This is a genomic window from Pseudoalteromonas sp. KJ63-1, assembly GCF_055808145.1.
In genome coordinates this window covers 3,343,014-3,365,152 of the sequence record NZ_CM147855.1, presented here as the reverse complement: position 1 = coordinate 3,365,152, position 22,139 = coordinate 3,343,014, and the positions used below count along the sequence as shown (strand labels likewise).

Genomic DNA, 22,139 nt, shown 5'->3' with positions numbered 1-22,139 from the left:
GACTGATTAAGTTTTGGTATTTCAATAGGGCCACATATAACAGGTCTGCTCCCAGTAGAAATTGCACCACCATTCACTTCAGCTTTTTCATATACACTCAAAGTTTTCATTTTTTATTACCTTTTATTTGTTTTATACACATATCTAATATTAAACTTAGCTTGGAAGAGACCTTGATATAATAGGAATCTAGACTCTAGATTTAATCAGCAAACGGCCTATTTCATAACCTAAATTATATGACAGCTTACTTCCGTCATTAACTTCGTATAATTGATATCTACTTTTTACTTAACTCTTTATTTGATTAAATTTTCATAGTGATCTCTGTACCATTTCTCCCATGGCCATTCAAAGCCACCGTTTACACTTTTCATTTCATTTAGGTTTAACTCATTCATTTATTTTTCCTTTTTTATTAATTAACTTAGTAAAAAACTTCCGTCTGAACTTGTGTCTGTAAACTCTTCATTTTCAATATTTAAGCTATTTATTTTCTTTATAGCTTTAGTTCGTGAACCTAAATCTGGCTTATCTACTTCTATTGCTTCACCATATCTAAGCTCTATAACTCTATCTGCACTGGCTATTGTTTCAGGCCTATGCGCAATAATAATGCGTGTCACATCTAAATTTTTAACGGCTTCGTTTACTGAAAACTCTAGCTTTGTATCTAAGTTACTTGTTGCTTCATCCATAAATAGAATTTTAGGTTTTCTGTACAAAGCTCTTGCTAGTAATAAACGCTGTATTTGTCCGCCCGATAATGCAGCCCCCATATCACCAACGAGTGTGTTGTAGCCCATTGTCATTTGTAAAATATCGTTATCTATAGCCGCAATTTTGGCTGCCCATTCAACTTGTTGCATATCGAACTCTGGGTCAAAAAACGATATATTGTCTGCTATTGACCCTGATAGAAGCTGGTCGTCCTGCATTACAGCTGCAATCTGCGTTCTATATTGACCAAGTCCTAGCTGTCTAATATCAACACCGTCTACCTCAATCTTTCCTTCGTCGGGTTCAAACAATCCAAGCATTAACTTTGCAAGTGTGGTTTTACCGCAACCCGACGGGCCAATAATGGCGACTGACTCTCCGGCTTTAATTGATAGGTCTAGGTGTTTAAATACCGGTGCTTCTTTTTTGTTGTATCGGTAATTAATGCCTTTAAGCTCTATATCGCCACTGATTTTTTTACCGCTCACTTTCCCTTGAATATCTTGCTCTTTCTCAGTTAAAGAAATATCAGCTAGGCGGTTAAAATGAAGGCTAAGCATTTTAAATTCGATTATTTTTTCGATTAAGCTTGCCATTTTTTCTACAAATTGGCGTTTATAAGCCATAAAGGCAAACAACATACCGACCGTTAAATCACCTTCCATGACCAACATGGCTGCAAAGTAAATAACTAGAACATTTTCAAGGCCAAAAATAACTTTATTAAACGCTTCGTAGCCTATGTTTAAATGGCCTACTCGTATACCTGAGTTCAAGCTATCTGCATATTTGTTATGCCATACACTTTGTCTTTGCACCTCTCGGCCAAACAATTTTATAGTTTGAATACCTCTCACTGTTTCCATAAAGTTAGATTGCTCTTTAGCTTGGTTAACAATGACCTCCTCTGACATTTGACGTAATGGGCGATACATTGCAATTCTGAATACTGCATAAATAGCAATTGCAATTAATACGATAACGCTCAGCTTTGGGCTATATAAAAAGATCATAATGAGTGTCGCAATAGCCATAACACCATCAATAACCGCTTCAATCACACCTTTAGTTAGAAGTTCTTTTACCTGTTGCAGTGAACCGAACCGAGAGACAACATCACCAATATGTCGCTTTTCAAAATACTGTAAAGGTAGTCTGACTAAATGATGAAATAAGTTTGCCCCGAGCTGTATACTCATTAAATTACCAAAATGCAGTAATAAAACACTCCGTACAGCTCCTGTCACCATCTCTATTGCCATCAACAGTCCAAAGCCAATAGCTAAAATAGCGAGTAAATTTTGGTCATAGCTTAAAATAACCTCATCAACTACCAGCTGCATGTAATAAGGACTCGCTATTGCAAATGCTTGCAGTAATAGTGATAAAACAAATACTTTACCTAGCGTTGACTTTAAACCGGTTACTTTGCTCCAAAAGTCAGATAATTTTAAGTTCACCCGCGAATCTTCAGATTTAAACTCTTCAGTTGGACTAAGCTCTAACGCAACACCTGTAAAATGTTTAGAGAACTCCTCCATTGTATATTTTCGTTCGCCTAAACCTGGATCATGTATCTCTATTGACTTTTTATTTACCTTTTTAAGAACCACAAAGTGATTCATATCCCAGTGTAAAATGCAGGGTGTTTTAAGCTGTGATAAATGTTCTAAATCTAACCTTAGTGCTCGTGTGCTTAACTTTAATTTATCTGCAATTTGCATTAGCTCTTCAAGGTTTGCACCCTTCAAAGATATTTCGTGTTCTTGGCGTAAACTAGTTAAGTCTGTTTTGTAACCATAATAGGCGGCAACCATTGCTATACTTGCTAACCCACACTCCGCGGCCTCTGTTTGTAAAATTACCGGGAGACGTTTTGTTCCGCTAAATTTTAATAAATGCATTGGGTTTTCCATCATACTGCTCCCTTAATGCTATATATTGGCTCAAATAACCACTCAAAGAGTGAACGACTATCTACCATAATGTCTGCTTCGAGTAACATACCTGCTTGCAAAGGAACTGAAGCTCCATAAGCTTGTGCATTTTGATTCGTTAGCTCTACAACCACTTGATACATTGGCTCTTGGAGCGACACTGGTAAAGCCGTCTCGTTTGGTAAAAGTATTGACTTAGAAACACTTTTTATTTCTCCGTCATAAATACCAAAGCGTTGATACGGAAATGCCTGATAACGAATGCGTGTACTTTGCCCTTTCTGCACAAACCCATATGCCCTTGTGGGTACAAAAAGAACGGCTTCTAACTTTGTATCTTCTGGTAACACTGCCATCAATGGGTAATTTGATTGTGCCATCATCCCTGGCTTAACTAATAAGTTACTAATACGGCCACTACGCTGACTTCTAACATCATAACTACCTTGCGATTCAGCCTGGCTAATTTGCTGATTTATGTTTGCTAGCTGAGAACGCAACTGCGATTCAACCTCTTGTTGGTTCATTGGCATTTGTATTAATTCAAACCGGTACTGACTTAGTAACTCTTGCTGAGAAAGTAAGCGAGCCTCAAGATCTTCTGCTTGCTGTTGTATTGCAAAGTAATTGTCTTTAACCGTTTCTAAATCAGCATTCGAAGCAAATTGTTTTTCTATTAATAGTTCTGTATCTGCAACTCTTTTTTTACTTAAAACTACCCGTTTACTTAGTAGTGACAGTTGCTTTTGCGCTTGCTCAACTTGAAAAGTAGTACTAGCAATTTGAGACTCTAGCTTTTCAACACTGACACCAGCCAATGACTTTTGTGTTTTTAAATTCTCATTAATATACTGCTTTTGCTTTATAAGCTGACTCACAATAACGTCGTTAACGTCACTTCCAGATGTAAGCAGTCGCTCCATTCTTATTCGCGCTAACAATTGGCCTTTTTCAACAATTTGGCCTTCTTCAACAAACACCTCATCAATAACCCCCGTTGTTAAAGGATAAATTTTTGATAAACCCGTTGTTGGTCGTAAATATCCAGACACCACTTCTTTTCGGTGATACTCACCTAAAATAAGATATGTACAACCAATAATCACAATGCCTAAAATTAAACCAAGGATCCAAGTAAAAGACATATGGGTTGCTATAGTGACTTCCCCATCAAGTTTTTGCCCTTGATGATCAATCGCTTCTTTACGAAATAAATCTGACATATTTACACCATTGCCTCAGGTAGTGGTGTACTACAATGTAATTTCCATTCACCTGACTCTTTCACTAGCGAATGTAAATTGCTCGACACTTTATCTATATTTTTACCATCAATTTCTGCTTTAAAGTTAACTTCATCTCTTATAACTAATAAGTCGTCTTGCTTTGCAATTAATGCAACATTTTGCAAAGTAAACTTAAAATCAAATTGCTTTCTTAGTGTTTCAAACTGTTGCTTGGTTGCATTAAATAAAGGAGAGCCTGAACAAAAATAATCCTCTAGATCATCTAAGCTACCATCGCAGATTAATGCATAGTAACTACTAAAATATTCATTAAGCGTCATAGTAAACTCCAAATTATTTAACTTTTAAAAGAGGGTTTTTATTGGCGCCCTCTGATTCGATGGAATTTATATTCACAGATAATTATTCATTTAGCAAATGTAAGAATAATTAATAAAATTATTTATTTTCAAATACTTAAATCTAAATGTTATTTATAAATAAGCTAGTAATAGTGACTAGGTTTGCTTTGCTAATATGGTAAACATATTTATGGATATAAATTTACGAAGATAATATATAAAGAAGTCTGATCCCAATGGTTGCTCGGGTCTAATTTTGTTGAACGCTTAATTTATTAACATTAATGCTAATAAAATAAGGAAATAATTTAAGTTTAAAGAAGTAACTAAGTCTCTTAGTGTCGCTAGTAGTTTATGAAAAGATAAAGCAGTCGCTAAGCAGTAAGGGGTTACTTTAATGAACCTGAACGGGGTGAACTAAAGCGGTTACGTAAAGAAACACAGAATTAAGTATGGAAAAAGGCCAACGCATTCTTTGCAAAAGAAATGAAATAAAGTTTAACTTTATTCAATTAAAAAAACAGTCTATTAAGTCCTCAGTAACGTTGCTTTGTCGCATCATGCAAGTAAGTAAATCAGGTTATAATAACTGGATAAAACGCCCAGAAGAATAATTAGCATTGATACGTTGAAGCTGTACCGAAGTATTTTCCAACTTTTAAAAAACAGAGAGCTTGTTAACCGAGAAATAGTAAAGAGACTTCGTAAATAAGACTATTAAGCTAGCCGATACCTTGTTCGTAAAGTTATGCGGCGTTTATGTTTAAAAGTCACACGGCGTTAAACTTACAAGGTAACGACTACGCGTAAACACTTAGACTCTATTGCAACTAACTTACTTAACTAGAACCTTAATCCAACGAGTACTAATCAAATTTGGGCTGGTAATGTGACTTATTTAAAAAAGGTGAAGGCTGAATGTCTTTGGCTATAGACATGGATTTGTATTCACGCCGGATCGTTGATTGGCATATAGATAAACGTGTGGAAACGAACTTGTTAAGTAAGGCGTTAATCAAAGCCTATAATTTGTGACATCCGCCGAGTAGACTCGTTTTTCATAGTGTTGTGGGATCTCAACATACCAGCTTATAATATAGTAAATTGTTAGTTAGCTATAGCACTAGAGAAAGTATAGAGGATGTTGGAGCTTATCAGAGGTAAGGTTGGAAACTCAGTAACCAAAAACACCCTATTTAATCGACCTCAATAAGCTAAATGGGGACTGTAATCATTTAATAAATCTGAACCACCAGAAACTTAATTAAGAGATCTCTTATTTGAGAAATAAATAGAAATAAGAAACTAATTGCAACTATAAAAAGCTTCATTGCTCTCCTTGTTTTTCATGCTCATACCCTCACCTAAATTCTTAATTGATACTAAAACAGATACCTGGTCTACCTTGACCACCTTAAAACGAAAGTCATATGCGCTTGAACATATGTAACTCCCTATTTTTATAGAAGCAATGTTGTCTAGATCTATGCTATTAAAGGAAAGCACACCATAAAATTCTTCGTTTTTAATTTTAAAAAGTAGCTCTCCCTTATAAAAAAAATCACCTTTCTCTAACCTTGACCCGTATATGACATTTCCCTTCAAAGTAGAGTAAACATACTTTTTTGACTCATAATTATCATACGCCATTAATAGGTCGTTTTTATTAACGAAATCGCCGTTCTTAACAAAAACTTCACTAATCTTTCCTGACTCTCTGGAATATAAATACTCCTGAAGTTCAGGAGTGTTTATATTCAAAACGGCAGAGAACGAAATTGCAGTATATAAGTTGATTACTAACAAAAAGCCTCCTTATTTTAAAACGTTAATCAATGTTGCACCTGGAATTTGAACGTCAGGATCTTTTGGTTCAATCGTCACTGTAATTCCCCCACCGTTTATCTTTTTTGTTTGTCCTAGCGCTAAAATATTATTAGCATCTAAGTCTGCTGATTTAAGAACCTTAAGTTTTTTTCTTTAATGAAAATTTCATGAGCTTTAATCCTGTAAATAGTGGTTATTATAGTTTTTTAGTGAACACGAATTAATTTACTCTAAAAATATAAAAAAATGTAATTATCAATTATTATGAAATCACATAATAATTAGACTTAAGCACTTGAAATTAAATGAATTTAACAATGTTAGCAATTAAAAATATTGAAATAACAAAAAACTTGTTTTATTTTTTGATGAGCTGTAAGATTTAACTTCCTTATTGCATTTGCATTTCTCGCATATGTAGCCCAAAGTACCGCCATACTTTGGGCATATTCATAAAAACCCAAATAAGTAGTTCCTATTTCTTCTAAAAATTAAAAACGCTTTTTTCTACATAGACTCAAACCGATCATACAAAACATACCATATTGTAGAGAACCTTAAGAAGTAGTCTCTTCTTAAACTTTACAAGCTTGTGTAATGGAAACGAATTGGGTCCGTTGGGGTTTGTAAGGTATAAAATTATATTGCTTTTATGCAAGGTATAGTTAATTTCATTAAGTGATGGATACTACATACAATTAAAACAATGCACCTGCACTTGATAAAGGTGTGCATATATTTATCGTTTATAAGTTATTACATCTAGAAAGTCTTCGTATAAACTGACTAAATTAAGACATAAAAGTTTTGATAGCTATAATGACAAATTTACAAAGTACTAGTTAATCATTTTTCTCTAGCGATAATCTCACAAGTTCATTGTTTACCAATTCAACTATTTCTAAGGTTAAAGAGCTACCTGAACTCGAAGAGTTTACATTTATAATAGCATCTTCAGCCTTGCTAGCTTCAAATACTTTTTTTGGTAATATATCAACAGCCTTTGTAAAATCATATTCGTAAATTGCTTTACCAGTCGAATGATAAACTTTATTTTGATTTATTGATAAAGAGTGTTTATAAGCAGATGGTTTAACTTTAAAGCCTTGCGTTTGAAGCCCTGTAGACAGATCAAAAAATGTTAACATATCTAAATTATTTAAAAAGACGAGTTTATTATTTTGTAACTGCCCAAACCATACTGCATTTTTTACTGGTAACAATATACTTTTAGAATTGCTCCTATTAAAAATGTAAGAGCGAGTATCCGTACCAGATTCATCTTGCACAATATAACCAATGTTTTTATCTAGCAGATAGCTAGCTGATATAAAATTATATTCGGGATTAATAACCTCTTTAACGGATAAATTTTCATAGTTGAGTATTTCTATTCCATTTTCATTAATACCGAAGGCTTCTTTGGAGTCAGAAGATACTTTAAAGTCTCGATAACTAAAGTTAACTTTTTTTGACTTGACTTTGCCATCTTTGAATACAGTATTTAGTTTTGTTGATTCCCCATCATTACTTAAAAATACAAGGTTTTCTCCAATAAAATTTGCAAACTTACTATCAAATTTTGATACACGTTCAAAATTTTGAGAAGCTAAATCAAATTTGTAAATATTATTTGTAAAAGGATATATCAACCCTAAAACATTGTTATTGTTAATTGGATAAGTTGCCGAATAGCTACTTCTACTATGAACTTTTGTTTTACTTGCTATACGGTTATTTATTAAAGAATATTGGTAAAAAATTTCTTCTTTATTGTCATACCATAACAATGAGTCGGTTTCTTTTTGATAGTTAATTGACCATATTCTATTTTTAGCCTCGTGTAGCTTAACCTGTGCACCACCTTCTAAATCAGTCATGTACAGTTCACTAGAGTTAAACTGGTGTCTCTCAAATATAATTTTATTTTTATTTTTTATAAAATATAAAAACTTATCACCATACGAATTTAGGTTTGGTGAACTTATTTGAAATTCCTCAGCGGTACTTAAGTTTCGATTAACAAGCACTGATAATTCAGAGCGATTTCTATAACCATACTTTGAATACACAATAGAATTATTATCAAGATTAATCGCATTTATTGGGTATGAAGACTCACACTCAAATAAAAACTTACTACCTGCACTACTTGTTAAACCGACTTCCCACAATTCACATTTGCCTTTACTTTCTACTCTATAAATTGCACGCTCACTATCAATTGACCAACCTGCCGGAAAAATATTAGCATTCGCTTCTGAGATTTTTCTTTCTTGCCCTGTATTTAGATTTTTTAATAAAAGCACTGAATATGATTGTTCTTCTTCAAAGAATGAAAGTGCAATGGTTGAGTTATTTGGGGAAAGTATCATTTGACTATACACTCCCTGTAACCAAGAGAGCGTTTCTTCGTTAAATTTTTTCTCTATAATGTTTGGGCTTTTTGTTTCAACCTTTAGTAACGTATCATTTGCAATCTCGTTATCTAGACTAGATAAACTTTGAAACATGTAAATACTAATAAAAACACCTAGAATTAATATAGTTATTAGTGCTATTAACTTTTTTTGTTTGTTATTAGTTTTTTCTTTTAATGCGTTAACTTGCACTAAAGCCGAAGGCTCCTCTTCATAATAAATAACTTCCGGCTCTAAAAAAAGCTATAACCCTTTCGATAGTGTGTTTTTACTACTAAGCCACGTTGCACTTCAGATTTTAGAACTTTTCTAAGCTCTGACATAGCTCGGTTAATTGCGTTGTCATCAACATAATGCTGACACCATACGTCATCAATTAAGTCTTGGCGGGTAATTATCTCATCTTTATTAATAATCAAATAAGAAAGTATTTTAAAAAGAAGCGGCTCTAACTCTCTTTCTACTTCGCCGTCAAAAATTGTTTGCAGCTTAGGGTTCAAAGACCATGCCCCAAACTTAACTTCTTTGACACTACGGGGGAAATTTGCTTCTTTCATAGTTATTATAATCCAACATCCATATCACAGCTTGAGAATGAAAATGTTTAAAACTGTTTTAAATGCAAAAAAAACATTAACGAGAGATTAACAGCTATGCAAAGTAATGTCATCCAAGCAGACATAAAAAAGCCCACATAAAGTGGGCTTTTAAAAACCAGATAGGCTTACTTTTTACGTAATTGCTGAATAACGCGTAGCTGAGCAATTGCTTCAGCTAGTTGCATTGCGGCCTGATTGTAATCAAGCTCAGCAGATGCACCTTTTGCCATTTGGGCTTCAGCGTCACGTTTAGCTTGCTCTGCAGCTTTCTCGTCCAGGTCTTCACCACGAACAGCTGTATCAGCAAGTACGGTCACTATGTTCGGTTGAACTTCTAGTGTACCGCCAGCAATATAGATGAGTTCTTCTTCACCAAATTGCTTAACTAAACGTACCATACCAGGTTTAAGGGCAGTTAGTAGTGGGGCGTGACCGGCGTTAACACCTAACTCACCTTCACTACCAGATACTTGAATAGATTCTACTAAACCAGAAAATAATTTCTCTTCAGCACTTACTACATCAAGATGTACAGTCATAGCTGCCATACTACCCTCCTAATTACATGCTTTTGGCTTTTTCTTGAGCTTCTTCGATAGAGCCAACCATGTAGAACGCTTGCTCTGGCATATCATCAAACTCACCGTTTAAGATACCTTTGAAGCCTGCAATTGTGTCTTTAAGTGAAACGTATTTACCTGGCGCACCTGTAAATACCTCTGCCACGAAGAATGGCTGAGATAGGAAACGCTGGATTTTACGTGCACGAGATACAAGTTGCTTATCTTCGTCAGAAAGCTCGTCCATACCTAGAATCGCGATGATGTCTTTAAGTTCTTTGTAACGCTGAAGAACTGTTTGAACGCCGCGCGCTATACCGTAATGCTCTTCACCGATAACTTGTGGATCAAGCTGACGTGAAGATGAATCAAGAGGGTCTACCGCTGGGTAGATACCTAGTGATGCGATATCACGTGAAAGTACCACTGTTGCATCTAAGTGAGCAAACGTTGTTGCTGGAGATGGATCCGTTAAATCATCCGCAGGTACGTATACCGCTTGGATTGAAGTAATTGAACCAGTCTTAGTAGATGCGATACGCTCTTGAAGTACACCCATTTCTTCAGCAAGTGTAGGCTGGTAACCTACCGCTGATGGCATACGACCAAGAAGTGCTGATACTTCTGTACCCGCAAGTGTGTAACGGTAGATGTTATCTACGAAGAAAAGTACGTCGCGACCTTCGTCACGGAACTTCTCAGCCATAGTAAGACCTGTTAACGCTACGCGTAAACGGTTACCCGGTGGCTCGTTCATCTGACCGTATACAAGCGATACTTTATCAAGTACGTTTGAATCGTTCATCTCATGGTAGAAATCGTTACCCTCACGAGTACGCTCACCAACACCTGCGAATACTGAGTAGCCGCTGTGCTCGATTGCGATGTTACGGATAAGTTCCATCATGTTTACGGTTTTACCAACACCGGCACCACCGAATAAACCAACTTTACCACCTTTAGCGAATGGACATACAAGGTCGATTACCTTGATACCCGTTTCTAAAAGTTCAACTGAGCTTGATTGCTCTTCGTAAGTAGGTGCTGCACGGTGGATAGACATACGCTCGTCTTCACCGATTGGACCTGCTTCATCAATTGGCTCACCAAGTACGTTCATGATACGACCTAGGGTCTTAGTACCAACTGGAACTTGAATTGCTTCGCCTGTGTTTGCTACTGCAGCACCACGACGTAAACCGTCTGTAGTACCTAGTGCGATAGTACGTACCACACCGCCACCTAGCTGCTGTTGAACTTCTAAAGTCAAACCAGCTAAATCGCCATCTGTTACTTTTAGCGCGTCATATACGGCTGGCACGCTGTCTTGTGGAAATTCGATATCCACAACGGCGCCGATAATTTGGACGACCTTACCTAAACTCATGTCTATTCCTCTCGTTAATCTTTGCCTGAAGCATTAAACTGCTGCTGAACCAGAACAAATCTCACTAATTTCTTGTGTGATTGCTGCTTGGCGAGCTTTGTTATATACAAGCTGTAACTCATCCATAAGGTCACCGGCATTATCAGTTGCAGCTTTCATTGCAACCATGCGGGCAGCCTGTTCAGAGGCAGCGTTTTCAACTACACCTTGGTATACTTGAGATTCAATGAAACGTACTAACAAAGACTCTAAAATAGCCTCTGGGTTTGGTTCATATAAGTAATCCCACGCATGTGTAGATACTTCTTCTTCAGCTTTTGGCAAAGGGAGTAACTGATCTACTATTGGCTCTTGCTTCATGGTATTAACAAAGTTGTTATATACCAGGAATAAACGGTCAATTTTACCTTCAGAGAATGCATCTAGCATTATTTTTACCGGACCAATTACGTCCTGTACTGAAGGCTTATCTCCAAGACCTGCTTTTTTAGCAAGCACTTGACCACCAAAACGTTGAAAGAAGCCAGCTGCTTTACTACCTAAAGTAGCAAAATCAGCATCTACGCCTTTCTCTTTCCACGCTTTAATGTCTAATGCAACTTTTTTAAACTCGTTTGAGTTTAAACCGCCACACAGACCACGGTCAGTAGAGATAACAATATAACCAACTCGTTTTACTTCACGTTCTTCTAAGAACGGGTGAGTAAAATCAAGATTTGCTTGAGCAACACGACCAATCACTTTACGTAATTTTTCAGCGTATGGACGGCTTGAAGCCACTCGTTCTTGCGCCTTTTTCATTTTAGACGCAGCAACCATTTCCATTGCGCTAGTGATCTTTTGAGTATTTTTAATACTGCCGATCTTGCTTTTAATCTCTTTTCCGCTGGCCATGACTCTCTCTCCGAATCAAGGTGTGCTTTAGCGGACTAAAGCGCACCATTAATAACTAAATTACCAAGTTTGCGTAGACTTGCACTTCTCTAGAAGTTCTTTAAGCTGCGCTTCGATCTCGGCGTTGTAGTTACCAGTTTCATTGATTTGAGCCATAAGCTCTGCGTATGTGCTATTTGCGAAAGAAAGTAATGCCGCTTCGAAATCCATGATTTTAGAGATTTCGATGTCTTGCAAGTAACCTTTCTCAGCTGCGAATAACGACAAAGACATTTCAGCAACAGACATTGGCGCGTACTGTTTCTGCTTCATTAGCTCTGTTACACGCTCACCATGCTCAAGTTGAGCACGAGTAGCATCATCAAGGTCAGACGCGAACTGCGAGAACGCAGCTAATTCACGGTACTGAGCTAGGGCTAGACGGATACCGCCACCTAGTTTCTTAACGATTTTAGTTTGTGCAGCACCACCAACACGCGATACCGAGATACCAGCATTTACTGCCGGACGGATACCTGAGTTGAATAAGTCAGTTTCTAAGAAGATCTGACCATCGGTGATAGAGATAACGTTTGTCGGTACGAACGCAGAAACGTCGCCGCCTTGAGTTTCAATGATAGGCAATGCCGTCAATGAACCTGTTTTACCTTTCACTTCACCGTTAGTGAACTTTTCAACGTAATCAGTGTTTACACGTGATGCACGCTCTAAAAGACGCGAGTGAAGGTAGAATACGTCACCTGGGTATGCTTCACGGCCTGGTGGACGCTTAAGTAGCAATGAGATTTGACGGTAAGCAACAGCTTGCTTAGATAAATCATCATATACGATTAATGCGTTTTCACCACGGTCACGGAAGTATTCACCCATAGTACAGCCCGAGAACGGTGCTAAGTACTGAAGTGCCGCAGATTCAGAAGCAGATGCTACAACTACGATAGTATTTGCAAGTGCACCGTGCTCTTCTAATTTACGTACTACGTTAGCAATAGTAGATGCTTTTTGACCAACCGCTACGTACACACACTTAACGCCTGTGTCTTTTTGGTTGATGATTGCATCGATTGCTAGTGCAGTTTTACCTGTTTGGCGGTCACCGATAACAAGCTCACGCTGACCACGACCAACTGGAATCATCGCATCGATAGATTTGTAACCAGTTTGTACTGGCTCATCTACTGATTGACGCTCGATTACACCTGGTGCAATTTTTTCTACAGGTTCAAAACCGTCGTTATCTAAAGCGCCTTTACCATCGATAGGAGCACCTAGTGTGTTTACAACACGACCAAGTAGACCCGCACCAACAGGAACTTCTAAGATACGACCAGTTGTGTATACTTTTACGCCTTCTGTAAGGTCAGCGTAAGGACCCATTACTACTGCACCAATTGAGTCGCGCTCAAGGTTTAGTGCGATAGCATAACGGTTGCCAGGAAGCTCAATCATCTCACCTTGCATACAGTCAGCTAGACCGTGGATGCGAATGATACCGTCAGTAACAGATACAATTGTACCTTCGTTACGAGCTTCACTTACAACTTCGAACTTCTCAATACGTTGTTTGATCAGATCTGAAATTTCAGTGGAATTAAGTTGCATGCTCTTTTTCCCAATTACGATTGTAGTGTTGTGGCTAAGCGATTTAATTTACCGCGTAAAGAGCCGTCAATTACAGTGTCGCCTGCCTTAATAATAAGGCCGCCAACTACTGTAGCGTCTTCACTACAATTCAGCTTAACTTTGCGTGCGAAACGTTTTTCAAGTGCCGCTACCAGTGATTCTTGCTGCGCTGCAGCAAGAGGTGTTGCCGAAATCACATCAATATCGATTTCTTTTTCATAGTCTGCTTTTAAAGCAGAAAATAAATGAGCAACTTCAGGTAGTGCAATCAAACGTCCATTTTCAGCCATCACCTTAACTAGGTTCTGACCTTGTTCGTTGAGCTGCTCACCACATAAGTTAATAAATAACTCAGCTTGTGCAGTAGCAGTAGGCAATCCAGCTAAAATGGTAGATGCCTGTTCATTGCTGGCAACGTGGCCAGCAAAGAACAACATGTCATTCCAGCTATCAATAGCGCCTTTTTCAACGGCAAGTTCAAAAGCCGCTTTAGCGTATGGGCGAGCGATAGTAGTCAATTCAGACATGCTCATACCCTCCTAATTACAGCTCAGCGACAAGTTTTTCAACGATGTCACTATGTGCGGCTTGATTGATTTCGCGCTCTAAAATTCTTTCTGCGCCAACCACTGCCAGAGTTGCTACTTGCTTACGTAGCTCTTCTGTCACACGGTTACGCTCTGATTCAATTTCAGAGTGCCCTTGAGCAATAATTTTTTCACGCTCTTGCTGACCACGAACAGTTTCTTCGTCAACAATTAGCATGGCACGCTTTTTAGCTTGATCAATGATATCAGCCGCTTGAGCCTTTGCATCTTTAAGCTGTTCTGCAGCTTTCTGTTGCGCTAGTTCTAAGTCTTTCTCGGCTCTATCAGAGGCAGCTAAACCATCTTCGATTTTCTTCTGGCGAGCTTCAATTGCACCGTTTAGTGGTGGCCATACGTATTTCATACAAAATAATACGAACACCGTAAACGCAATTAATTCACCGATAAGAGTGGCGTTTAAGTTCACAACCGCTCCTCCTTAAATAGTAAGCTGTTCAAAAAATAAAATTAAAGTACGAACAACAATACCATCGCGATACCAACACCAATCATTGCTACAGCATCGATTAGACCAGCAAGGATAAACATTTTAACTTGTAGCGATGGTGCAAGCTCAGGTTGACGCGCACATGCTTCAAGGAATTTACCGCCCATGTTACCAAAACCGATTGCCGTGCCGATTGCACCGAAGCCGATAAGTAAAGCTACTGCGATGTACTTAAGACCTAATACTAGTTCCATTTTTTTCTCCAAAGTTTCAATTGTAATTAAAAGTAAAAATTAAAAGTTATAAATTAGTGATTATCCGAACTTGCCATGCTTAGGTATACGATTGTTAGCATCATGAATACGAATGCTTGCAATACAATTACCAAGATATGGAATACAGCCCACACAAAGTGCAACGGTAGTTGCATTAAACCTATAGCACCTATAAGGATGAAGATTAATTCACCTGCATATAAGTTACCGAACAAACGCAGTGCCAGTGAAAACGGCTTAGAAACCAATGCGATAAGTTCTAGTAATAGGTTGAATGGGATTAAAAGAATCTGCATAGCTGTATTGTTTGAACTAAACGGGTGAAGTGTTAGTTCTTTAATAAAACCGCCGATACCTTTGATTTTAATTGAGTAACCAATCATTAGAATGAACACGCCCAGCGCAAGTGCAGCTGTCATGTTGATATCTGTAGTTGGTACAATTTTCATGTATACGTCGTGTGAATCCATACCGAATGCAGTTTCGCCAACAAAGCCAGCAAATGCAGGTAGGAAGTCAACTGGGATTAAATCCATTAAGTTCATTAAGAATATCCAAACGAATATTGTTAATGCTAATGGTGCAATTAGCTTACTTTTACCGTGGAAGGTATCGCGTACGTTGTCGCCAACGAACTCAACAACCATTTCAATGAAACATTGAAGTTTTCCAGGTACACCCAGAGTTGATTTTTTTGCGGCACTACGGAAGATCCATAAAAATATTAGACCTAGTCCGATAGACCATGCGAGGGTATCTATATGCCATGTCCAGAAGCCACTATCCGTACATGCTTTATTGAAGGCAAGACCAGCGTCGGTCGAGCACATCTTAGCATTGGTTAAGTGGTGCTGAATATGGCTAGATAGAGTAACTTCTTCTGCAGCCATGTTATATCCCAAAAGTTAATGTTTAAAAAAACGGGTGTAAACAATCCTGTAAACAACACCAACACATAAGCACAAAAGAAAGGTAGCAGTACTACCGGATAAAGCTTTAGCATTAGTGCAAACAAAACGATTGTTAGCATAAATTTTAATCCGTTGCCGCGTTTCAACGAGGCATACGCTTGATTTGCTCGACTTGCACCCATATATCTGAATGCATAAAGCGCAAATACAAAGTTAGGAAGTACTGCGACTGCGCCACCAGCTAGAGCTGAAAGTGCGGCATTGGTTTCCCAACCTATAAAAATTATTAGTGCAGCTAAAAGGGCTACAAATCCTTGAAGGCAAATTAATTTTAATGCGGCAAGCCTATACGGGCCTGCTAACTTATTAGTCACTTTTAATTAACCTTTATGACGCTCTAATTGTCAGGGTATGAAAACTGGCGAAATTATACTTAATCCTGCCAGTTTTGCAACTTGAGTAGGTGCTTTGTAACACAAAATCGCTGTAAATGTCCCTTTTTAGACATCCAATGAATTAATGGTGGGAATAGTCTTGATTGATACGGTTTAAAATACCGTCTAACTCGTCAAGATTAGTGTATGAAATAACCAACTTCCCTTTGCCTTTTTTGTTGTAATTTATTTCTACCTTTGCCCCTAGGTTATCAGCAAGCTGTTGCTCTAACTGTTTAACATCTGGGTCTTTTTCTATTACTTCTTTTGCTGGAGCTGGCTCTAAAATAGAGCGTACTAGTTTTTCTGTTTCGCGAACGGTCAATGCCTTTGCAACAGCTAAACGGGCTGCATCTGATTGCACTTCACCTTCAAGTGCTAACAGGCAACGTGCGTGACCCATTTCAATGTCACCATGCTCTAACAATATCTTTACATCGTTATTAAGATTATTTAAGCGTAATAAGTTAGTCACAGTAGTGCGCGATTTACCAACGGCATCAGCCACTTGTTGATGCGTTAACTCAAACTCATTAAGCAAGCGGTTAAGTGCAATCGCTTCTTCCATAGCGTTTAAGTCTTCACGCTGAATATTTTCAATTAGGGCAATAGCAACGGCTGCTTCATCAGGCACGTCTTTAATAATACAGGGTACAAAATCAAGTTTAGCAATTTGTGCAGCACGCCAACGGCGTTCACCGGCAATAATCTCGTAGCTGTTGTGCGCAACAGGGCGCACAACGATAGGTTGAATAATTCCTTGTGAGCGTATCGAACTGGCGAGTTCTTCAAGTGCCTCTTCAGACATGTCTTTACGAGGTTGGTATTTACCTGAGTGTAAAAACTCGATAGGGAGTTTTTGTAATTCACTGTTGCTAGGTTGCGCTGCATTTTCAACTGCGCTAGTTACGTTAGCATTGTCCTGTTCCTTGCCTTCGCTTGGTGCAGGTTTAGATGAACTTAAAAGCGCATCGAGTCCTCGGCCTAAACCTCGTTTTTTAGCAGACATGTTATTTTTTTACCTCAAAGTTAGGCGACAACGGGAGTTGTTTTTTCTTTTCTGCGTAGCATTTCACCAGCGAGAGCTAAATAAGCTTTCGCACCACTTGATGCTCGATCATAGTACATTGCTGGGGCACCAAAACTTGGGGCTTCTGCAAGTCGAACATTACGTGGGATCACCGTACGGTATACTTTATCGCCAAAATGTTGTTTTAATTGTTCTGATACATCATTTGCTAGTCGATTACGTGGATCGTACATAGTACGAAGTATGCCTTCAATCTGTAAGTTAGGGTTAACTAACTTAGCAAGTTGCGTAATCGTGTCCATTAATGCTGTTAATCCTTCAAGTGCGTAATATTCACATTGCATAGGCACTAAAATAGAATCGGCAGCGGCCATGGCATTAACGGTTAACATATTTAAAGAAGGCGGGCAGTCTATAAAAATAAACTCATACTGATCTTGTATTTTTTCAAGCGCGTTACGCAAACGTACTTCACGCGCAAATAATTCCATCAGCTTAACTTCTGCAGCGGTCACATCACCGTTTGCAGCAATCATATGATATTCGCCTGAGGTTTCTTTAATAATCACCTCATCAATAGGCTTATCTTCTATGAGCAAGTCATAGATAGTAGGGACGTCACCATATTTGTCGACGCCACTGCCCATGGTCGCATTGCCTTGCGGGTCGAGATCTATTAACAGCACTTTACGTTTCGTTGCAGCCATAGATGCAGCGAGATTAACGGCAGTGGTAGTTTTACCTACTCCGCCTTTTTGATTTGCTAATGCGATGACTTTTGCCACAGTGTCTCTGATCCCTAGTCTTTAGAAAGAATTATTAAATGTCGTTGTGCATCTAAATCCGGTACTTCTAATGCAATTTTTTGCTCAAACTTAACGCCAGCAGGGAGTGAGTCTAATTCCTCACTTGGAAATACCCCTTTAAGCGCAATAAACTTACCTGAATGATCAATTAAGTGCGAACACCAGTCAATCATATCTTGTAATGATGCAAATGCACGACTTAGTACGCCATCTAATTTAACACTTGGTTGATATTCTTCAACTCTTGACTGCACAGGGGTGACATTATCAAGGCCAAGCTCATGTTTAACATGCATTAAAAAACGTACACGTTTACCTAAACTATCTAATAATACAAATTGCGTATTGGGTAAGGCTATAGCTAACACTATGCCCGGTAAACCAGGACCCGTGCCAACATCAATATAATGATGACCGGTCAAGTGAGGAGCAACAACTAGGCTATCCATTATATGTTTAACCATCATTTCTTGAGGCAAACGTACTGAGGTTAAATTGTAGGCTTTATTCCACTTATCGAGTAATTCGACATAGCGAACAAGTTGTTGCTGTTGTTTTTGTGTTAGCGCAATATCAGTTTGCGCTAACAAAGTTGTTAATTGTTGCTGTAACACAATGTACCTTTACCGTTACGCAGTTTTGCGTAACAAGCCTTGCTTCTTCAGATACACTAATAATAGCGAAATCGCCGCTGGGGTGATACCAGAAATACGCGAAGCTTGGCCAATAGTGTCTGGACGAGCATCAATTAGCTTAGCAACTACCTCGTTTGATAGACCAGAGACGGTTTTATAATCAAACTCTTTTGGTAAGATTGTTTCTTCATGACGAAGCTGCTTATTGATCTCATCTTGCTGACGCGCAATGTAACCTGCGTACTTGGTATGAATTTCAACCTGCTCTAAAGCCGCCTTATTGGTAAACTCAGATCCAAGCCCTTCAATCGCCATCAAGTCGTTATAACGCACTTCTGGACGACGCAGTAATTCTTCTAAGCTGGCTTCACGCACAAGTGGCGTTTTAAGTAATTCGTTTACTTTATTAACCATGACATGATCTTTATGGATCCAGGTATCTTTAATACGCTGTTTTTCTTTAGCGATCACTTCCATTTTTTCGTTAAATGCTTGCCAACGTTCATCGTTAACTAAACCTAGTTCACGGCCTTTTTCAGTTAAACGAATATCAGCGTTGTCTTCACGAAGTAGCAAACGGTATTCTGCGCGACTAGTAAACATACGGTACGGTTCTTTTGTACCCAGTGTTGCTAAGTCGTCAATCAGTACGCCTACATAGGCTTCATCACGACGTGGCGTCCACGATTCTTTGCCTTGTACTTGTAAGGCTGCATTCATACCTGCGATCAGACCTTGTGCACCCGCTTCTTCGTAACCGGTAGTACCATTAATTTGACCAGCAAAAAATAAACCATCAATAAATTTAGTTTCTAATGATTGTTTTAAATCGCGCGGATCAAAAAAGTCATATTCAATGGCGTAGCCAGGACGACAGATATGTGCGTTCTCAAAGCCGGTGATCGATTGCACAATTTCTAACTGCACATCGAACGGTAAGCTAGTTGAAATACCGTTAGGGTATAACTCGTAAGAAGTTAAACCTTCTGGCTCTACAAATATTTGGTGTTTATCTTTATCTGCAAAACGTACAATTTTATCTTCAATAGACGGACAGTAACGTGGACCTATTCCTTCGATAACACCTGAGTACATAGGTGAGCGATGTAAGTTTTTGCGAATAACATCATGTGTTTTTTCATTGGTGTAAGTGATGTAACACGGAATTTGTTGTGGGTGGTCGCTTTGTTTACCCATAAATGAGAATACCGGTGTTGGTGCATCACCCGGTTGTTCTTGCATTTTACTAAAATCAACAGTCCGGGCATCAATACGCGGTGGCGTGCCGGTTTTTAAGCGATCTACTCTAAATGGTAATTCACGTAAGCGATCAGCTAAGGCAATCGAAGGCGGATCGCCAGCTCGGCCACCTTTGAAATTTTCAAGGCCGATATGAATTTGACCGCCTAAGAATGTACCCACGGTTAGTACCACACTAGGTGCACTAAAACGTAAACCCATTTGTGTCACTACACCGGTTACACGATCATTTTCAACGATTAGATCATCACATGATTGCTGAAAAATCTTTAAGTTTTCTTGGTTTTGAAGTGTGTTTTGAATAGCCGCTTTGTACAGGGCACGATCTGCTTGAGCACGAGTCGCTCGTACAGCAGGGCCTTTAGAAGAATTAAGCGTGCGGAATTGGATCCCGCCTTTGTCAATAGCTTGAGCCATTGCGCCACCTAGGGCATCAATTTCTTTAACCAGATGGCCTTTACCAATGCCACCAATTGCTGGGTTACAAGACATTTGACCAAGGGTATCCATATTGTGAGTCAGCAGCAGGGTATTCATCCCCATACGGGCAGCTGCCAATGCGGCTTCAGTGCCTGCATGTCCACCACCTACTACGATAACGTCAAAATTTTCGTGAAAAATCATTAATGGGATCCTACTTAAATCAAACCAGTAAACTTCAAAAGGGAGCGTATTCTACCTAGAAATTAGCAGAAGATAAATGATTAAACAGTGCTCAAGATCTAAGTAAGTGATCTCTAATAATATAAAGGATCTTTTAAAGAGATCTTTTAATACTATTACTACTACTGATCGGGTTTTCTGTTGATAAGCTTTAGATCATGATTAAAAACATATAATTAGATCGGATCTAAAGGTGTTAATATGATCGGATCTTCAGGCAAATAAGCTCTGATCAAAACGGGCTGTTATACACAGGCCGATCAAGTCTCGATCTTATCCCATGGATAAGCACGGCTAAAAAAGCAGTTTAATCAGTGTTTATCCACAAAATCTATTAATTTATTAGTAAATTGTGGGTAACTTTATTTATAACTTTTTGCTTGATCTTTCTATTTTAAACCTGTCTGTGCTATCCACGAGTCTAACCAAGCTAAGGCCGTATCTTCGGGCAAAGCTTCATCAAGAATATTAAGCTCTAAACGTTGTGCTACTTTTACAGCGCCTTTTTGACTTAAAAGGGCATCTATATTGCGTCCTGCAAGGTTATAAGTGTCGTAACTAGTATCGCCAAGTGCAATAACTGAATACTTTAAATGCGAAAGATCATCCACTTGAGATACTTGTTCGATAAAATCAATCAGGTTGTCAGGGTAGTCACCCGCACCGTATGTTGATGTACAAACCAACCAAATAGTATTTTGTTGATCGATTTCATTAAACTCAGGTTGATCATGTAGTTGGCTATTAATCCCTTGGTTGTTAAGTGCATCATTTAACTGCTCTGCAACGTACTCGGCGGATCCCATTTGACTACCAACGATAATATTTACTGAACTCATGAATATTACTGATCACTATTAGTTTTAATTGCTGCCTATGATAGCTCAGTGAGTATAACAGTAAAGTTAAGAGTGTTATTTTGTATAACTATTTTTGTGGTAATTTAAGCCTCCGCACTAACCACTGCTTTAACTTGTTGATTATTAATGGATTAACAAAATATATTTAAATGTAATCTTCTGATCAAGTTGTTGATAAGGTTGGGGAAAGCTCTGCTTAACTAAAAAGCAATGTTATAAATAGTTTGCTAAGTTATTGATTTTATATTGAGTGTTAACCACCAGCTAGTACAAATTCATAAATAAAGGCGTGTTGATCTTAGTGTGGATACAAAGCATGTTGATAACTTAAAATTGGGATCGAGAATAATTAAAAAAAATGATCTATTTATGCAGATCAGACTAAAAATCCATTTTTATTTTCCAAAAATCACTATTTAACTGATTTAAACACAGCATATTTTTACTTTTTATCGCTTTTAACTCATTTTTAAGGTAGTAAAACCCCAATTGTGGATAACTGATCTGCAAAAAAATAATTTCATCAATTTAAACTAAGAAATTAATTATATTTTGCTGGTGGAGTGGGCGATCAAACTTACTTTTTAGGTACGTTTTATTTTTATGGTTTGATAATTTCCTATGGCCAAGCTTGAAAAGCTAATGTAATAGGTTCTCTTTTAGGGGGAAATAAGC

The 22,139-nt window shown here is 38.1% G+C and carries 19 protein-coding genes and 2 pseudogenes; 1 reads left to right on the top strand and 20 read right to left on the bottom strand.

The features are described from left to right. Nucleotides 1-422: 422 nt before the first annotated feature. Genes AC0L7Q_RS15980 through AC0L7Q_RS15970 form a run of 3 tightly spaced genes read right to left on the bottom strand, consistent with a single transcriptional unit; the run spans nucleotide 423 to nucleotide 4,224 of the window. Complete coding sequence (locus AC0L7Q_RS15980; protein WP_413402896.1) at nucleotides 423-2,636, bottom strand: peptidase domain-containing ABC transporter; 2,214 nt, start codon at nucleotides 2,634-2,636, stop codon at nucleotides 423-425. Beyond that, a complete protein-coding gene (locus AC0L7Q_RS15975) occupies nucleotides 2,636-3,880 on the bottom strand; it encodes an HlyD family secretion protein (protein ID WP_413401026.1) in 1,245 nt (414 codons plus the stop codon). The genes AC0L7Q_RS15980 and AC0L7Q_RS15975 overlap by 1 nt, the downstream gene beginning before the upstream one ends. A 2-nt stretch (nucleotides 3,881-3,882) precedes the next feature. Continuing rightward, the gene (locus tag AC0L7Q_RS15970) at nucleotides 3,883-4,224 is read right to left on the bottom strand and encodes a hypothetical protein (protein WP_138608910.1); all 342 of its coding nucleotides are present in this window, start codon (nucleotides 4,222-4,224) and stop codon (nucleotides 3,883-3,885) included. Nucleotides 4,225-4,644: 420 nt separating this feature from the next. Here AC0L7Q_RS15970 and AC0L7Q_RS15965 point away from each other — a divergent pair. Continuing rightward, nucleotides 4,645-5,337, top strand: a pseudogene (locus AC0L7Q_RS15965) (transposase family protein); the annotation flags it as partial. 213 nt (nucleotides 5,338-5,550) lie between these two features. On the opposite strand, the gene AC0L7Q_RS15960 reads toward AC0L7Q_RS15965, so the two are convergent. From AC0L7Q_RS15960 to mioC, 17 genes and pseudogenes are all read right to left on the bottom strand, one after another. Next, on the bottom strand, nucleotides 5,551-6,051 hold the full coding sequence (locus AC0L7Q_RS15960) for a biotin/lipoyl attachment domain-containing protein (RefSeq protein WP_413401025.1): 501 nt from the start codon (nucleotides 6,049-6,051) through the stop codon (nucleotides 5,551-5,553). An 863-nt stretch (nucleotides 6,052-6,914) separates the two neighbouring features. Continuing rightward, nucleotides 6,915-8,684: a TolB-like translocation protein gene (locus AC0L7Q_RS15955; RefSeq protein WP_418157320.1), complete on the bottom strand. Its 1,770-nt coding sequence runs from the start codon at nucleotides 8,682-8,684 to the stop codon at nucleotides 6,915-6,917. 41 nt (nucleotides 8,685-8,725) lie between these two features. Next, nucleotides 8,726-9,049 carry a winged helix-turn-helix domain-containing protein gene (locus AC0L7Q_RS15950; RefSeq protein ID WP_418157319.1) on the bottom strand — a complete coding sequence of 108 codons (324 nt, stop codon included), beginning with the start codon at nucleotides 9,047-9,049 and terminating at the stop codon, nucleotides 8,726-8,728. 167 nt (nucleotides 9,050-9,216) lie between these two features. Continuing rightward, complete coding sequence (locus tag AC0L7Q_RS15945) at nucleotides 9,217-9,639, bottom strand: F0F1 ATP synthase subunit epsilon (protein WP_008112140.1); 423 nt, start codon at nucleotides 9,637-9,639, stop codon at nucleotides 9,217-9,219. Between the two features lie 13 nt (nucleotides 9,640-9,652). Beyond that, nucleotides 9,653-11,038, bottom strand: coding sequence for a F0F1 ATP synthase subunit beta (gene atpD, locus AC0L7Q_RS15940; protein ID WP_008464175.1), 1,386 nt, complete (start codon nucleotides 11,036-11,038; stop codon nucleotides 9,653-9,655). Between the two features lie 33 nt (nucleotides 11,039-11,071). Beyond that, a complete protein-coding gene (atpG, locus tag AC0L7Q_RS15935) occupies nucleotides 11,072-11,932 on the bottom strand; it encodes a F0F1 ATP synthase subunit gamma (protein ID WP_008112136.1) in 861 nt (286 codons plus the stop codon). A 60-nt stretch (nucleotides 11,933-11,992) separates the two neighbouring features. Continuing rightward, on the bottom strand, nucleotides 11,993-13,534 hold the full coding sequence (atpA, locus tag AC0L7Q_RS15930) for a F0F1 ATP synthase subunit alpha (RefSeq protein WP_008112134.1): 1,542 nt from the start codon (nucleotides 13,532-13,534) through the stop codon (nucleotides 11,993-11,995). 14 nt (nucleotides 13,535-13,548) lie between these two features. Next, a complete protein-coding gene (gene atpH, locus AC0L7Q_RS15925; protein ID WP_087533920.1) occupies nucleotides 13,549-14,082 on the bottom strand; it encodes a F0F1 ATP synthase subunit delta in 534 nt (177 codons plus the stop codon). Nucleotides 14,083-14,098: 16 nt separating this feature from the next. After that, complete coding sequence (gene atpF / locus AC0L7Q_RS15920; RefSeq protein WP_413401022.1) at nucleotides 14,099-14,569, bottom strand: F0F1 ATP synthase subunit B; 471 nt, start codon at nucleotides 14,567-14,569, stop codon at nucleotides 14,099-14,101. A 41-nt stretch (nucleotides 14,570-14,610) separates the two neighbouring features. Further along, on the bottom strand, nucleotides 14,611-14,844 hold the full coding sequence (gene atpE / locus AC0L7Q_RS15915) for a F0F1 ATP synthase subunit C (protein ID WP_004335261.1): 234 nt from the start codon (nucleotides 14,842-14,844) through the stop codon (nucleotides 14,611-14,613). Nucleotides 14,845-14,897: 53 nt separating this feature from the next. Next, nucleotides 14,898-15,755, bottom strand: a complete 858-nt coding sequence (gene atpB / locus AC0L7Q_RS15910) for a F0F1 ATP synthase subunit A (protein WP_138626155.1) — start codon at nucleotides 15,753-15,755, stop codon at nucleotides 14,898-14,900. A 26-nt stretch (nucleotides 15,756-15,781) separates the two neighbouring features. After that, nucleotides 15,782-16,150: pseudogene (locus AC0L7Q_RS15905) on the bottom strand (ATP synthase subunit I); the annotation flags it as partial. Between the two features lie 142 nt (nucleotides 16,151-16,292). Then, nucleotides 16,293-17,219, bottom strand: a complete 927-nt coding sequence (locus AC0L7Q_RS15900; RefSeq protein WP_413401021.1) for a ParB/RepB/Spo0J family partition protein — start codon at nucleotides 17,217-17,219, stop codon at nucleotides 16,293-16,295. 20 nt (nucleotides 17,220-17,239) lie between these two features. Next, nucleotides 17,240-18,025, bottom strand: a complete 786-nt coding sequence (locus AC0L7Q_RS15895; protein ID WP_008112117.1) for a ParA family protein — start codon at nucleotides 18,023-18,025, stop codon at nucleotides 17,240-17,242. Between the two features lie 14 nt (nucleotides 18,026-18,039). After that, the gene (gene rsmG / locus AC0L7Q_RS15890) at nucleotides 18,040-18,660 is read right to left on the bottom strand and encodes a 16S rRNA (guanine(527)-N(7))-methyltransferase RsmG (protein WP_413401020.1); all 621 of its coding nucleotides are present in this window, start codon (nucleotides 18,658-18,660) and stop codon (nucleotides 18,040-18,042) included. 15 nt (nucleotides 18,661-18,675) lie between these two features. Beyond that, a complete protein-coding gene (mnmG, locus tag AC0L7Q_RS15885; protein ID WP_413401019.1) occupies nucleotides 18,676-20,565 on the bottom strand; it encodes a tRNA uridine-5-carboxymethylaminomethyl(34) synthesis enzyme MnmG in 1,890 nt (629 codons plus the stop codon). 428 nt (nucleotides 20,566-20,993) lie between these two features. Next, complete coding sequence (mioC, locus tag AC0L7Q_RS15880; RefSeq protein WP_413401018.1) at nucleotides 20,994-21,443, bottom strand: FMN-binding protein MioC; 450 nt, start codon at nucleotides 21,441-21,443, stop codon at nucleotides 20,994-20,996. Nucleotides 21,444-22,139: the final 696 nt, after the last annotated feature.

Bases quoted from the DNA above. Each gene is read 5' to 3' on its own strand.
- AC0L7Q_RS15980 (WP_413402896.1), bottom strand. From the start codon at position 2,636: ATGGAAAACCCAATGCATTTATTAAAATTTAGCGGAACAAAACGTCTC.
- AC0L7Q_RS15975 (WP_413401026.1), bottom strand. From the start codon at position 3,880: ATGTCAGATTTATTTCGTAAAGAAGCGATTGATCATCAAGGGCAAAAA.
- AC0L7Q_RS15970 (WP_138608910.1), bottom strand. From the start codon at position 4,224: ATGACGCTTAATGAATATTTTAGTAGTTACTATGCATTAATCTGCGAT.
- AC0L7Q_RS15950 (WP_418157319.1), bottom strand. From the start codon at position 9,049: ATGAAAGAAGCAAATTTCCCCCGTAGTGTCAAAGAAGTTAAGTTTGGG.
- AC0L7Q_RS15945 (WP_008112140.1), bottom strand. From the start codon at position 9,639: ATGGCAGCTATGACTGTACATCTTGATGTAGTAAGTGCTGAAGAGAAA.
- atpD (WP_008464175.1), bottom strand. From the start codon at position 11,038: ATGAGTTTAGGTAAGGTCGTCCAAATTATCGGCGCCGTTGTGGATATC.
- atpG (WP_008112136.1), bottom strand. From the start codon at position 11,932: ATGGCCAGCGGAAAAGAGATTAAAAGCAAGATCGGCAGTATTAAAAAT.
- atpA (WP_008112134.1), bottom strand. From the start codon at position 13,534: ATGCAACTTAATTCCACTGAAATTTCAGATCTGATCAAACAACGTATT.
- atpH (WP_087533920.1), bottom strand. From the start codon at position 14,082: ATGTCTGAATTGACTACTATCGCTCGCCCATACGCTAAAGCGGCTTTT.
- atpE (WP_004335261.1), bottom strand. From the start codon at position 14,844: ATGGAACTAGTATTAGGTCTTAAGTACATCGCAGTAGCTTTACTTATC.
- atpB (WP_138626155.1), bottom strand. From the start codon at position 15,755: ATGGCTGCAGAAGAAGTTACTCTATCTAGCCATATTCAGCACCACTTA.
- AC0L7Q_RS15900 (WP_413401021.1), bottom strand. From the start codon at position 17,219: ATGTCTGCTAAAAAACGAGGTTTAGGCCGAGGACTCGATGCGCTTTTA.
- mnmG (WP_413401019.1), bottom strand. From the start codon at position 20,565: ATGATTTTTCACGAAAATTTTGACGTTATCGTAGTAGGTGGTGGACAT.
- mioC (WP_413401018.1), bottom strand. From the start codon at position 21,443: ATGAGTTCAGTAAATATTATCGTTGGTAGTCAAATGGGATCCGCCGAG.